The sequence below is a fragment of the Exiguobacterium sp. S22-S28 genome (genome assembly GCF_043359615.1).
Lineage (GTDB): Bacteria > Bacillota > Bacilli > Exiguobacteriales > Exiguobacteriaceae > Exiguobacterium_A.
In genome coordinates this window covers 79068-92552 of sequence record NZ_JBHFFC010000031.1, presented here as the reverse complement: position 1 = coordinate 92552, position 13485 = coordinate 79068, and the positions used below count along the sequence as shown (strand labels likewise).

General features: G+C 45.0%; 16 protein-coding genes. 10 read left to right on the top strand and 6 right to left on the bottom strand.

What is annotated here, in order from left to right:
* Positions 1-4: 4 nt before the first annotated feature.
* Positions 5-262 (bottom strand): hypothetical protein, encoded by a 258-nt coding sequence (locus ACHA8N_RS14935; protein ID WP_147512081.1) that lies wholly within the window; start codon positions 260-262, stop codon positions 5-7.
* Positions 263-436: 174 nt separating this feature from the next.
* On the opposite strand from ACHA8N_RS14935, the gene ACHA8N_RS14930 reads away from it, so the two are divergent.
* Together ACHA8N_RS14930 and ACHA8N_RS14925 are read left to right on the top strand one after the other, a co-directional pair.
* The gene (locus tag ACHA8N_RS14930; protein ID WP_147512080.1) at positions 437-895 is read left to right on the top strand and encodes a MarR family winged helix-turn-helix transcriptional regulator; all 459 of its coding nucleotides are present in this window, start codon (positions 437-439) and stop codon (positions 893-895) included.
* 116 nt (positions 896-1011) lie between these two features.
* Complete coding sequence (locus ACHA8N_RS14925) at positions 1012-1644, top strand: NAD(P)H-dependent oxidoreductase (protein WP_147512079.1); 633 nt, start codon at positions 1012-1014, stop codon at positions 1642-1644.
* A gap of 51 nt (positions 1645-1695) precedes the next feature.
* Here the strand turns inward: ACHA8N_RS14925 and ACHA8N_RS14920 are convergent, their stop codons facing one another.
* Entirely contained in the window at positions 1696-2418 is a 723-nt protein-coding gene (locus ACHA8N_RS14920) for a WecB/TagA/CpsF family glycosyltransferase (RefSeq protein ID WP_393966181.1), read from the bottom strand.
* Positions 2419-2498: 80 nt separating this feature from the next.
* Between ACHA8N_RS14920 and ACHA8N_RS14915 the strand changes: the two genes are divergently transcribed.
* A complete protein-coding gene (locus tag ACHA8N_RS14915) occupies positions 2499-3158 on the top strand; it encodes a uracil-DNA glycosylase (protein ID WP_393966180.1) in 660 nt (219 codons plus the stop codon).
* Between the two features lie 58 nt (positions 3159-3216).
* On the opposite strand, the gene ACHA8N_RS14910 is transcribed toward ACHA8N_RS14915, so the two are convergent.
* Positions 3217-4023: a Cof-type HAD-IIB family hydrolase gene (locus ACHA8N_RS14910; protein ID WP_393966179.1), complete on the bottom strand. Its 807-nt coding sequence runs from the start codon at positions 4021-4023 to the stop codon at positions 3217-3219.
* Between the two features lie 127 nt (positions 4024-4150).
* On the opposite strand from ACHA8N_RS14910, the gene ACHA8N_RS14905 reads away from it, so the two are divergent.
* The 6 genes from ACHA8N_RS14905 to ACHA8N_RS14880 all read left to right on the top strand — a co-directional run bounded on the left by ACHA8N_RS14905 (position 4151) and on the right by ACHA8N_RS14880 (position 9947).
* Positions 4151-5413, top strand: coding sequence for a hypothetical protein (locus ACHA8N_RS14905; protein WP_393966178.1), 1263 nt, complete (start codon positions 4151-4153; stop codon positions 5411-5413).
* Between the two features lie 23 nt (positions 5414-5436).
* Positions 5437-6129, top strand: coding sequence for a response regulator transcription factor (locus ACHA8N_RS14900; protein ID WP_147512074.1), 693 nt, complete (start codon positions 5437-5439; stop codon positions 6127-6129).
* Positions 6126-7511 carry a sensor histidine kinase gene (locus ACHA8N_RS14895; RefSeq protein ID WP_147512073.1) on the top strand — a complete coding sequence of 462 codons (1386 nt, stop codon included), beginning with the start codon at positions 6126-6128 and terminating at the stop codon, positions 7509-7511. The genes ACHA8N_RS14900 and ACHA8N_RS14895 overlap by 4 nt, the downstream gene beginning before the upstream one ends.
* Before the next feature lie 97 nt (positions 7512-7608).
* On the top strand, positions 7609-7986 hold the full coding sequence (locus ACHA8N_RS14890; protein ID WP_147512072.1) for a DUF1499 domain-containing protein: 378 nt from the start codon (positions 7609-7611) through the stop codon (positions 7984-7986).
* Positions 7983-9410, top strand: coding sequence for a dihydrolipoyl dehydrogenase family protein (locus tag ACHA8N_RS14885; RefSeq protein ID WP_393966177.1), 1428 nt, complete (start codon positions 7983-7985; stop codon positions 9408-9410). Before ACHA8N_RS14890 ends, ACHA8N_RS14885 begins: the two co-directional genes overlap by 4 nt.
* Positions 9411-9413: 3 nt before the next feature.
* Positions 9414-9947, top strand: coding sequence for a DUF420 domain-containing protein (locus ACHA8N_RS14880; RefSeq protein ID WP_393966176.1), 534 nt, complete (start codon positions 9414-9416; stop codon positions 9945-9947).
* 81 nt (positions 9948-10028) lie between these two features.
* On the opposite strand, the gene ACHA8N_RS14875 is transcribed toward ACHA8N_RS14880, so the two are convergent.
* The 3 genes from ACHA8N_RS14875 to ACHA8N_RS14865 form a co-directional block, all read right to left on the bottom strand.
* Entirely contained in the window at positions 10029-10802 is a 774-nt protein-coding gene (locus tag ACHA8N_RS14875) for a flagellar motor protein MotB (protein ID WP_147512069.1), read from the bottom strand.
* On the bottom strand, positions 10777-11562 hold the full coding sequence (gene motA, locus ACHA8N_RS14870) for a flagellar motor stator protein MotA (protein ID WP_147512068.1): 786 nt from the start codon (positions 11560-11562) through the stop codon (positions 10777-10779). The genes ACHA8N_RS14875 and motA overlap by 26 nt, the downstream gene beginning before the upstream one ends.
* Before the next feature lie 97 nt (positions 11563-11659).
* Positions 11660-11911: a hypothetical protein gene (locus ACHA8N_RS14865; RefSeq protein WP_393966175.1), complete on the bottom strand. Its 252-nt coding sequence runs from the start codon at positions 11909-11911 to the stop codon at positions 11660-11662.
* Between the two features lie 148 nt (positions 11912-12059).
* On the opposite strand from ACHA8N_RS14865, the gene ACHA8N_RS14860 reads away from it, so the two are divergent.
* A complete protein-coding gene (locus tag ACHA8N_RS14860) occupies positions 12060-13451 on the top strand; it encodes a TrkH family potassium uptake protein (RefSeq protein WP_393966174.1) in 1392 nt (463 codons plus the stop codon).
* Positions 13452-13485 lie beyond the last annotated feature (34 nt).

Below are 13485 nucleotides of genomic sequence, written 5' to 3'. Positions count from 1 at the left end.
CCTCCTAACTGTTGGATAATTGTTGATGAATCTGAATCCAGTCCTGCTTTGTAATCGGACCTTCAAGCGAAGTCGAACGTTCGATTTGTTCGGTAACCTTTTGCAACAGTTCGATCTGATGAGCCGGCGTCAAGTCTTTGTACTGGGCGACCAACGTATGTTTGCACAGGTAGTAGCCGGTTGGTGTATACAATTGTTCAATCGCTAATTCAAAAGCTACATTTTTTTGGAAAAGATGCTGTAACCATGTTTGAAATGACATGAAGAAAGCCTCCCTTGTAGTGTATATCAAGACCGTAATCTATGGGACGCGTTTCATGGCAAGAAGAAATTAAGCAATCCGTCAAAAAGAGCTGAAAATCCAAACCGGAATTGACCGATGGAAAAAAGAGGTCTATGATTGTTTCGAATCAAGATAAAGAGGGGCGAACGTAAAATGGAATCGACAGACTCGAAGCTGGCATTGAAAATGCTCGTTGTTCTATCTCGTACCATGCATGCGGTAACGGAACAAGTAAAGGTGGATATTAAGACACATCAACTGAATTTATCGGAGTTTGGTGTCCTGGAATTGTTGTACCACAAAGGAGATACACCACTTCAACAAATCGGTGATAAGATTTTACTGACAAGCGGCAGTGTGACGTATGTCGTCGATAAATTGGAAAACCGTGGACTTCTTGCTCGACGGTCGTGCCCGACAGATCGCCGTGTGACATTCGGAACATTAACCGAAGCCGGACGAGCTTTGATGGAAGAAACCTTCCCGAAACACGAAGCATTTTTAACGGACTTATTCAGCGATCTTTCAATTGAAGAAAAAGAACAGTTGATTGACCAATTGAAACGGATTGGTCATAAAGCAGATCATTATACGCATGCAGAAAAAGCCTAATCTTATGATTACGCTTTTTTTTGTTGATTTCTTTGAAATCAAACTAATTGACAAACGAAAATGGTGTTGGTATATTTACTTACAGAAATTACTTTAGATACAAAGGGGAAATAAAAATGACTAAATTACTTTATGTAACTGTAAATCCGAAATCAACAGAACATTCATTCAGCCTTCAAGCAGGTGAAGCTTTCCTTGAAAGCTACAAAGCAGCTAATCCGAATGCTGAAGTACAAGTTCTTGATCTATATAAAGAAGACGTTCAAGAAATCGATACAGACGTATTGAGCGCATGGGGAAAATTCGCAACAGGCGAAGCGTTATCAGAAGTGGAAATCGCTAAAGTCGGAACGATGACAAAACACTTGGAGCAGTACATGGAAGCGGACGAATATGTATTCGTAACGCCAATGTGGAACTTCTCATTCCCAGCACGTCTTAAAATGTATATCGACAGCGTTCTTCTTGCAGGTAAAACATTTGCTTACACGGCAGAAGGTCCAAAAGGATTGATGGAAGGCAAAAAAGCACTCCACATTCAAGCAACTGGCGGCGTATACGAAGGTTCAGGCCTTAACTTTGGTGATGATTACCTCCGTCAAGCACTTGCTTTCACAGGCGTAACAGATTACAACTCGTTGTTCATCGAAGGTATGGCAATGAACCCTGAAAAAGCAGAAGAAATTAAAGAAGCAGCAATCGCAAAAGCAAAAGAACTTGGTCGTTCATTCTCAACGGTCAACGCGTAAGAAACGAAAATACCCGCTGTCCGGTCAACCGGACAGCGGGTATTTTTTTGTTTACAGACGGGATTTTTTACGTAAGACGAGAGAAACAAAAAGAAACAAGTCCTTCAATTTCTCCAATCCACGCGGATGACTGGAAATCCGGTACAGCCATTCAAGCTTTAGCTTTCGGAACAGCTTCGGAGCCCGTTTACTGTGACCGGACCAGACATCGAAGGCACCGCCGACACCGATAAAGAGGCCGTGATCCACTTGATCGTAAACCGATGCAATCCATTCTTCCTGTTTCGGTGCACCGAGCGCTACCAAAATTAAATTTGGCTGTGCAGATGTAATCGCCTGTGCCGCTTCTGTCTCTTTTCCGAATCCGTGAAAGGTTCCGACAAACTGAATGTCCGGAAAACGAATCGACAATTGCTGGATCAGGGATTTCATGACTTCAGGGCGCCCGCCGAGCAGAAAGACCCGCTTTTTCAGGGCATCCGCCGTTCGAAGTAACTCACGTGCCGTCTCGATGCCGGGTAATGTCGCAGTAAGCGGTTCTCCCATTCGTTTACTGGCTGCGGTCACACCGATTCCATCAGGCGTAATGAATGTCGCTTGTTGTAAGATATGTTTATAAGCCGGATCGCGCAAAGAACGTAAAACCAGTTCAGGATTAGCTGTGACCAGAAAGGCTTTTTCGTTATGGTGTAACATCGTTTTAATATGGGTATACCATGTCGATGGTGTTGCGTTGACAAAAGGCAAACCAAATAACTGTGTTGTTTGAATCATGTTTATTCCACCTCATTACTCATCATAGCAGAATCAAGCCGAACGAACAGGGGCTTGAGACTGAAAAAGGAGCGAGCCGTATGCATTCAGCCTGGCAGGAAATCTTAAAAGAAGAGAAAGAAAAAGAATATTTTATCCGTTTATGGGATTTCGTTAAAACGGCTTACCGGGAAACAACCGTGTATCCGCCAAAAGATCAAATTTTTCATGCCTTTGATGCTGTGGCACCAGCCGATGTCCGGTGTGTCATTTTAGGGCAGGATCCGTATCACGGACCGAATCAAGCCAACGGATTAAGTTTTTCTGTCAATGACGGTGTCGCGATTCCACCTTCTTTGCGGAATATGTACAAGGAACTTGTTACCGATCTCGGATGTCCGGTACCGACGACGGGGAATCTTGAAGCCTGGTCAAAACAAGGTGTGTTTCTCCTCAACACCTCCTTGACGGTTGAAGCAGGGAAAGCGGGTTCCCATGCTAAAAAGGGCTGGGAATCGTTTACGGACCGTGTCATCGAAGTGTTGGGACAACAAGAGCAACCGATTGTGTTCATTCTTTGGGGAAATCATGCGAAAAGTAAAAAAAGTTTAATTGATACATCCCGTCACCTCGTACTTGAGTCCGTTCATCCAAGTCCATTGTCAGCCAGCCGGGGATTTTTTGGCAGTCGTCCCTACTCGCAAACGAACGATTGGTTAATACAACAAAATCGGACACCGATCAATTGGTGTATGTCGTAAAACATAAAAAACCAATTTACTCCACAAAAAAATGGAGTAAATTGGTTTTTTGAATTCTTTAATCCATCATGAATTTTTCGATGACGAGAGCGATTCCATCTTCATCATTAGAGGCTGTCATGTATTGGGCTTTTTCTTTGACGGTATCTGCGGCATTCGCCATCGCGACACCAAGACCTGCCCATTCAATCATCGATAAATCATTGTTTCCGTCCCCGCAGGCAATGACATCTGCCTGCTTGATTCCGAGACGGTCTGCAAGCAAGGCGAGACTCGTTCCTTTCGTCACACCGGCTTCCGTAAACTCGAGGAAAAATGGTTTAGAGCGGGCGACAGCGAGTTCACCGGCTAACTCGAGCTGAAGTTTTCGTTCGACTACCTCCAAACGGTTTTCTTCAGCGAGCATCAAACATTTTACGACCGGTTCCGTAATGGCTGCTTTGAAATCCGGGACGACTACGATGTCCATGCCGGTCAGTTCCCCTTCAAGTGTCGTGTAGGAGTTCGGTTGCTCGGTGTAGATGTCATGCCCGACATACGTATGAATGTCGATGTCTTCCCGTTTACTTAACTCATAAAGTCGATGCACGGTTTCCGGTGAAAGGGTGCTCGAGAAGAGAGATTCATTCGTCTGACAGTCGATGATCGAAGCTCCGTTGAAACTCAGAATATAACTTCCATAACGGGCTAGTTCGAGTTCTTCTGCCAGATCAGTCATAGCATAAGTCGGACGACCACTCGCGAGCACGACCTTTTTTCCACGACGCTGGGCATCGAGTAAGGCTTGTTTGGTTTTCGGAGAAATCGTATGGTCACTTGTCAATAATGTATCGTCTAAATCAAGTACAATCATTTCATAAGCCATAAATGTGTAAACTCCTTTCGAATATCTGTTACATCTTAACAAGTTGACCCTGCTTCCACAATATACTCTCCTCGGAAAGAGTGTGATAAAGTTTGGAGAGAGCATGTATGGAAAGGATTTAAGTCTAATGAAATATTTTGTAATTTTCTTATCGACCCTATATTTGGCGGGCTGCGGTCTGACGTTACCGCACCCTGCTTCGTTACTTGAACATCCGGCATTGCCGGAATGGGAAAAGTCATTGAAGACAAAAATTGAGACGGATCTTCCCGCACAAGCAGAAATCGTGGCACCACGTAATCAATCAATCTCGAGGCTTTATGAATTAATTGATCTAAACCGCGATGGACGCGATGAAGCGGTCACGTTTTATCGAATGGAACAAAAAGGAACACTCCGGATCCATTTGCTGGTACACGAACGGTCGAATAAAAAATGGAAATTGCGGGTCGATCGTCCGATTGCATCAGGACGTTCGATTGATCAGTTGCATGTCATTACAAATGACTCCAAGACCTTGAATCATTTGATGATTGGCGTCACGAGCCTTGAAAAAAATACGGTGTATCTGGTAAAGGATGTTATGAAGTCGTCGATTCAGATTACGCAAATCGATACATACAATCGGTTGACGATTGCCGACTTGAATCAAGATCAGCATCCGGATATGGTCCTGCTGAAAAAAGGACAACCGGCAGAGTTGGTATATTATGAAGAAGTCTTGAACCCGCAGATCCGGCAGTCTCTTTCACTGCCGATCAAGGAAGGCGATTTATTTGCTGATCATGATCTGTTTGAAATCGACACGATCAATGCTGCAAAGGAAAAAGGAATGCTCGTCTCCTTTACCCGTGATGCGAAAATGCATTTGCTGGTGTTTCAACTCAACCAAGCGCAACTTGAACCAATTCGTTTAGGTGAAGCAGCGGAAATCATCGAACCGATGTATACGTTCCCGAAGGACGTCAATCAAGATGGTGTCATCGAGTTTGCCCATCAATATACACCGGAAAGAAGTATCGGACGGATTGCGGAAGAAAAACCTAAAATCACGGCCTATTATGCCTGGAATGGTGCTGATGTCCAACCGTTTCTGGAAAGTGGTTTCGAGCTTCGGGAAGAACAGTACATTGATTTGGAATATAATTTTGTCATGCGTTTCCCGGCCAGTTGGGCAACACGCGAAACAATCGAGAAGAAAGACAACCGTGTTCGTTTTATCAATCGTGAGACCGGAGCGATTGATTTTGAGTTAGAGATCATTCCGAAGACTCAATATATTGCCAGTCATCGCAAGAAAAAAATCAAGGAAGGCATTGATTATGTATATGTCATCACGACCAATCAAGCCTATGAGAAATATGCAGCCAACGTGGCACTTGTGGAATAAAGAAAAAGCAGGAGGAAAACAAGATGACAAAAATACTAGTGGCTGAGGATGAACATGCAATCCGCAGTTTCATCGTCATTAATTTGAAGCGGGCAGGTTACGAAGTAATTGAAGCGGAAAATGGACGAGAAGCATTGGATCACTTTGAGCAAGAAACGTTTGATATCTTGCTGCTTGATATCATGATGCCGGAAGTGGATGGATTTGCGGTTTGTGAACAAGCCCGTGCCCAAGATGAAGTCGTTGGTATCATCATGTTGACCGCACGAACACGTGAAGAAGATAAAGTCATGGGACTTAGTGTAGGGGCGGACGATTATATCGCGAAGCCGTTCAGTCCGGCTGAATTATTGGCCCGAATTCAATCTTTGTTACGTCGGGTCGAGACATTGCGCCGTCGTAAACAGCCGCGTGAGCTGATATCCGGTCCTTTTCGGATTGACCTTGGGGCGAAACGAGTGCAAAAAGCAGGTATTGATGTCGAAGTCACACCAACGGAATACGATTTATTATGTCATTTCATCAAAAATGAAGATCAGGTGATGTCACGAGACGAATTACTGGATGCGGTTTGGGGCGAAAATTATTTTGGTGATCGGAAAACAGTGGATGTCAATATCCGTCGTCTGCGGCAAAAAATCGAAGAAAATCCGGCAGAACCTCAATTTATCGAAACATTATGGGGACACGGCTATAAATGGCGTAACGAAAAATGAAACGACAGATTTTGATGCGGTTCATGACGATCATTACAGTGACGGTTTTGCTCGTCATCGGAATTTTATCGTTCGTGACGTATAACTATTATTATGTAACAGCGACGGATGTTTTAAAACGGCATGCGAATGCGAGTGCCGTCTTGTTTGCGAACAGCGGTTTGGCTTACGACTTTCAGGATTCAGAAGCGACGATTCATGATGTTCTCGATTCCTATGCCTATACGGATGCTGAAATTGAAGTGTTGGATGCAAAAGGCATCCCACGCTATTCGTCGACAGGATTTGTCTCGAAGCGGAGTATGACGAAAACGGAAGTGACCCGGTTGCTTGCGGGCGGGACGATTACAAAACGATATGAAGATCCGGCAACGGGGGAACATTTGTTGGAAGTAACCGAGCCTGTCGTGTCATTTGGGCAAACGACGGGGGCGCTGCGTTATACGACATCCCTTGAAAAAATTGATCAGCGGGTCATTGAAATTTGTTTAGCGATTCTTTTACTCGGGGTCGTCATTTGGGGGCTGGCATATATCTATTCCTCACGTCTCGTCTCTTCCATCGTCCGACCGATTCAGGAAGTCATCGGTGCATCCGATCAAATCGCCAAACAGCATTATGATGTCAAGGTCAACGAAGAGTATACGTTTGAATTAGGGGAGTTGGCCCGGACAATCAATTATATGGGACAACAGATCAAGCAGCAGGAAACGCTGAAAGACGAATTCATTTCCGGAATTTCGCATGAATTACGAACGCCTCTTACGTCCATCAAAGGATGGAGTGAAACGTTGCTCGCTGAACCAGAACGGCTGCCGGAAGAAGCCTCACTCGGGATGGGAATCATTCATTCGGAGACGGAACGATTGATTTCGTTAGTGGAACAGTTGCTTGATTTTTCGAAACTGGAGACGAGCCGGCTCGTCTTATACCGGCAGGAAGTAAATTTGACTGAAATCATTGAAACGGTGACGGCACAATTGCGTCAAAAACTGGAAGAAAAAAACATCCGTATTGTTCGTAAATTGCCGGCACAGGTGATTGGTCTTTACGACGAAAACCGTTTAAAACAGGTCTTTTTAAATTTACTGGATAACGCGATCCGCTTTTCGCCGATTGACGGCGAAATCACAATTCGCCTTGTCCGCTCAGAACGTGTCCTCTTTTTATCTTTCAGCGATGAAGGACCCGGTATTCCTAAAAATCACCTCAGACATGTCACGGAAAAGTTTTATCAGGTTCAAAAAGGGAAAGGTGGAACAGGGTTAGGTCTCGCAATTTGCCGTGAACTGGTTGAAGCACATGAAGGAAAATTGTTCATCGATAATCAACCGGAAGGCGGAGCGATTGCGACCATTCTCCTGCCGGTCACGAAAGCATAACGTGAAAGTCAAATGAGAAGCGCTTTCGAAACTGAACTGGTAAAGTAAAATGAGGATAACGATTTACAGCAAGACGAAACGAATGGAGGAATCGGTCATGGCACTTGGCGTATCAAATGGCACATTAAGTCCGCTTACAGGAAAACCGAACGCAGTATCGACACAGACGGATAAAGAAGCATTGAAAATGAATCCTTTACCGTTCAAGGGAACGCTGTCAGAGTCAAAGTTTCAAATCATGCGAATTCTTCAAAGTCTTGATCGGGTAACGGTGGTCAAAGAAGATCCTGACTACATTCACGCTGTTTTTTCCAGTAAAGTATTGCGATTTAAAGACGACGTTGAATTTTATTTCGACAGCTCATCCCAGCAAGTACACTTCCGTTCGGCTTCACGTGTCGGTTATTCTGACTGGGGCGTTAACCGGAAACGAATGGAAGACATTTCGGCACGTTACAAGGAGGCTTCCCGATGAAAAGTTATCAGTTGGTCGTAATTGGTGGTGGAGCAGCCGGTATGACGATTGCAGCAGGTGCAGCCAGTCTCGGCGCGCACGTCGCATTGATTGAGCGTCATACACATTTAGGTGGAGATTGTTTGCATTACGGTTGTGTGCCGTCAAAAGCTTTGATTGAAGCTGCACATGACGTCCATGTCATGAAGCAGACGGCAGCGAAATACAACGTGACATTAAACGGAGACGCAGTGTACAGCAAAACGAAGGCAAGCGTCGATCGTGCCCGGAATATCATTCAGTCACATGATGGAACGAAACGGTTCGAGGATTTGGGTGTGGATGTCTACATCGGCGAAGCCAGTTTCTTGAGTGCCAATGAAGTCGAAGTGGCAGGTCAACTTGTAGTCGGAGAGAAATTTGCCATTTCGACCGGTTCTGAGCCAATCATTCCACCAATCGATGGTCTCGATACGATTTCGTACTTAACGAACGAAACGATTTTTGAATTGACGGAGCGTCCCGAACGATTGCTTGTCATTGGTGGCGGGGCGATTGGTCTCGAGTTATCTCAAGCCTATGCTCATCTCGGAACAGATGTCACCGTCATCGAAGGTGCCAAAAGTCTGATGCCTAAAGAAGATAAGAGTATGGTCGAGGTATTACAACGGCAAATCGAACAAGAGCTGACACTCCATCTGAATACGACGGTCACGAGTGTCCGTAAAGCCGCAAAAGGAATTGAAGTCACGGTTAAAACAGGTGAAGAGTCCCGTGTCATTGAAACGGATGCAGTCCTCGTCGCTGTTGGTCGCAAGCCGCGGATTGATGCGTTACGCCTAGATCGTGCAGGAGTTCATGTTGAAAAAGGTTATGTTCAAGTCGATGGATCACTTCGGACGAACCAACGTCACATTTTTGCTGTCGGCGATACGATTCAATCGTTACCGTTTACACATGTGGCCGGTCTCGAAGGAAAAACGGTCGTCACGAATGCCTTGTTCGGCTTACGGACAAAACCTGATTACCGCGCCGTTCCGTGGGTGACGTTTACGACACCGGAACTGTTCCATCTTGGGTTGACAGAAGAAGAAGCACGTCAAAAGCACAGTGATATTAAAGTCTACGAAACCGGTCTTGATGAAGTTGATCGTTTTGTCATCAACGGTCGGACGGAAGGTCGCGTCAAATTGATCGCCGATAAACGTGGAAAACTGATTGGTGCCCATGCAATTGGCGAACAGGCGGGAGAATGGATGCAGGAAGTCGTCTACGCCATGGCTCGAAAAGATAAGGTCGGTCAATTGTCACGTGTCGTCCATCCTTATCCAATCCGTGGAGCAGCAGTTCAACGTGCAGCTGATTTATACTGGCGTGAACGTTTGTTTGACGGTCCATTACCGAAATGGTTAAAACGATACTTTGATTGGAAACAAGGAGAATAATACATGCAACAATCTGCTAAAAAACGTAATTTTGTTCCGATCGTCATTGTCTTGACACTCGTCATCAATCTGTTGGTCGCTTTGTTATTTTTTGCGCCTCCACTGCAAGTGAGTGACGGGTTTGACTGGACGCTTCTTCCTTTTTTAAATGCCATCTTCAACAGCTTTACGTTTATGCTGTTACTGGGCGCTTGGATTTCGATTCGCCGGGGAAATCGGATCAACCATCGTCGCTTCATCGGCGGTGCCATGACGACGACGACGTTGTTCTTGATTTCGTACGTGACGTATCATGCGGTCAGTGAATCGACAAAATTTGGCGGGGAAGGATTTGTTCGTCCCGTTTATTTCTTCATTTTAATTTCGCATATTATTTTAGCAGCTGTCATCGTCCCACTCGTCTTGATGTCACTTGCTCATGCATTGAATCAAAATTTTGAAAAACATAAGAAGTGGACACGTTTTACGATGCCGCTTTGGTTGTACGTCAGTTTTACGGGGGTCATCGTCTACTTGATGATTCGTCCGTATTATTAATAGGAAAACAGGCTCATCCCGTATATTTGGGATGAGCCTGTTTGTTGTGTAAAACATGCGACGTTTTTGAGAAACCGGCGCTTACGGTGCAGCTGTCGTTTGATCGATGACATTTTGTGCTTTGATATCAATCAAAGGACGAATTAGGACTTCGACACGACGATTTTGACTTCTGCCGCTTTCCGTTTTGTTTGAAGCGATTGGCTGATACTCACCGTAACCTGTGACTGTAAAACGTTTAGGGGTGAGTTGAGAATTGTTTTGAAGTGCACGCATGAAACTGATGGCTCGTTCTGTACTGAGTTCCCAGTTGGACGGATATTGCGCTGTACGGATTGGAATGTTATCTGTATGTCCAGACACTTGAATTTGACGTTGCCCCGCTTTGACGAGTAACGTACTCATGCCTTGAGCGATTTGAATGGCATCCCCTTTGACAGCAGCCTGAGCTGGAGAAAAGAGCGCACGATCGCGAATCGTGAAGACAAGTCCTTCGTTCGTCACTTCCACTTTAATATCTTTTTCAAGCTTTTGTTTTTTGATGTATTGATTGGCATCTTCCTTGATTTTTTCAAGTTCAGCAATTTCATAACTTTGAGCTTTTGTCCGGGCATCGGTTTTTTTCGAATCCTCCTCTTCCTGTGAAGTGGATAACGAACTGTTTGTAATCATACCGGAGCCGCCGTTAAATACCGAACTGAATGATTGGGACATCGCTTTCAGTTTGACGGCATCGACGTTACTTGAAGCGAATAAGACGATGAACAAAGCAAGGAGTAAAGTGAGAAGGTCGGCATATGGAATTAACCAACCTTCGGAAATATGTTCGTCATGCGGCTTCTTTTTCCGTTTCATAGGTCGCACGCTCCTTCGGTGTCAGATACACGAGCAACTTATCTTCGAGGTTTTTCGGAGACTCCCCGTTTTGGATCGATAAGATGCCTTCAATCATCATTTCATACAATTGAATTTCAGTGGCTGATTTTTGCTTGAGTTTGGTCGCGAACGGGAACCAAAGGACGTATCCTGTGAAAATCCCGAACAACGTGGCGATGAAGGCACCAGAAATGGCATGCCCAAGCTTTTCGATATCCGATAAATCGGACAGGGCGGCGACAAGTCCGACGACGGCCCCCAGTACCCCCAGTGTCGGTGCATATGTACCGGCTTGTGTGAAGATATTGGCATTGGCATGATGACGTTCCGTCATATTTTCTAAATCACGCGTCATGACATCTTCGACATATTCCGACGGTTGTCCGTCGATCACCATCATGACACCTCGGCGCATGAAGGCATTATCGACTTCTTCGAGTGCCGTTTCAAGTGATAACAAGCCTTCTTTCCGGGCTTGTGTCGACAGTGTTAGGAATTGTTGCAGCAACGTTTGTTTCGTCATCAGTTTTTGTTCGAAGAAAATGACTTTAAACAAAGCCGGGATGACTTTAAGACGCTCCTTTGGAAAAGAAATCATGATGGCAGCAGCTGTACCAACAAAAATGATGACAAGCGCTGCAGGGTTCAGTAACGCGACGGGCGGAGCCCCTTTGAGAATCATTCCTCCGACGAGGGTGATGAGCCCCAGTATAATACCAATAATCGACACGATATCCATTTTGGTTGTGCCACCTTTCTTCATGTTGTCCAATCGTGAACGAAAAACAAAAAGAGCAGAAGAGGCGTCTTCTGCTCGGAAATCCAAAAACCGAGAATCACGCGCCGTTTTCGTCGATCAGCATTTGAATGCTCTCGTTTCGTTCGTCACGCTCTATATCGGTTAATACATCGTATTTTTTTAATGCAATATACAATTCATTTAGAATTGATTGATCTACATGAAGCGATAATAACTCCTCGAACTGATAATACAACTGTGCGGGCATCCATTGTGATTGGCGTTCAAGCCTTCGCGAGACATCTTCAATCGAATGGTCAGCCGTCCTAGGGTCCACTGTTTCCTTCAACCTCCTTTTATGATTAAACGTCGACTTTTATCTATTTTACCAAAAAAAAACGAAAACGTTTAGCGGATTGCAGATTTAAATAGAACAAATGTTTTTTGGGGGGTATGATAAAGGCAATTGGGTCATTTCATTTAGGAGGAGTACGACTATGTTTTCGCATAAAAAACGTTCGCGGCTTGCTAAGTTCGGACGATTCGGAGAACTGCTTTACCATCAATTGTTTGATAAGCCGGCACGATTCATTGCCACTGGTTTCACCTTGACGATTTTGCTCGGCGGTTTTTTATTGTGGTTGCCGATCGCGCAACAAGACGGGCAAGACGTTCCATTCATTGACTGTTTGTTTGTCGCGACGTCCGCCGGTACGGTGACAGGGCTTTCGACCATCAACATCGCAGAAGCGTTTAATCTATTCGGTCAAATCGTCATGATGCTGTTAATTCAGGTCGGGGGACTCGGGTTCATGACGATTGCCCTTGTCCTGTTGAGCGTGACCGGTCGGAAAATTGGGATTCGGCAACGGATCATCATTCAAGAAATGTTTAACCTCGACAGTCCGGGCGGGACAATTCGCCTGACCCGAAATATTATTCTGACGACCGTTGTCGTCGAGTTAGTCGGAATGCTGTTGATTGCTTTGGATTTATTTATTCAATACAAGTATACGTTCGGGAAATCGCTGTACTATGGGTTGTTCCATGCTGTTTCCGCATTTAATAATGCCGGTTTTGCATTATGGGGCGACAACTTGATTGGCTTCCAGCAAGATACGACCTTTATCCTGACGATTGCCGCGTTATTGATGATTGGTGGACTTGGGTTCACAGTCATCGCCGACTTATCAGCGAAGCGCAGCTGGAAGAAGATTTCGCTCCACTCAAAATTAATGGTCATGTCGTTGCTTGTCATCAATGGTCTTGGTGTCATCGCAATGATGATTTATGAATGGGTATCGAATTTAGGTTCATTAAAAGATTATCCATTTTGGGAAGCCTTACACATCGTCTTCTTCCAGGTCGTCACGACACGGACGGCAGGTTTTCAGACGATTGATCTGACGACGATGGTGCCGCTCTCAATCGGGCTCATGATGCTCTTGATGTACATCGGGGCAGGTTCAGCTTCGACGGGATCTGGGATTAAGGTCACAACTGCCGCCGTCATCTTAAAGAATGTCTGGACCTATTTGCGGGGACAACGGGAAACCGTCTTGATGCGGCGGACCGTTCGACCGCAGGCGATTCAAAAAGCATACGCAATCGCGGTCTTCAGTCTCCTGTTCATTGCTTTGATTACGACATTGCTTGCTTTGTCACAACCGAACATCTCGTTCATCGGTCTATTTTTTGAAACGGTCTCTGCTTTCGGAACGGTTGGACTTTCCTTGAATGTTACAGCGGAATTAAATGATTTCGGGAAAGCTTTGATTATGTTCATGATGTTACTCGGTCGGGTCGGATCGTTGACGATTCTCTTCACCTTTGCGACGCAGCATGACCGGACGATTCGTTATCCAAAAGAAAACATGTTGATTGGTTGAGTTTCAATAACAGTCAAAAAAGTGTCCTCCACCC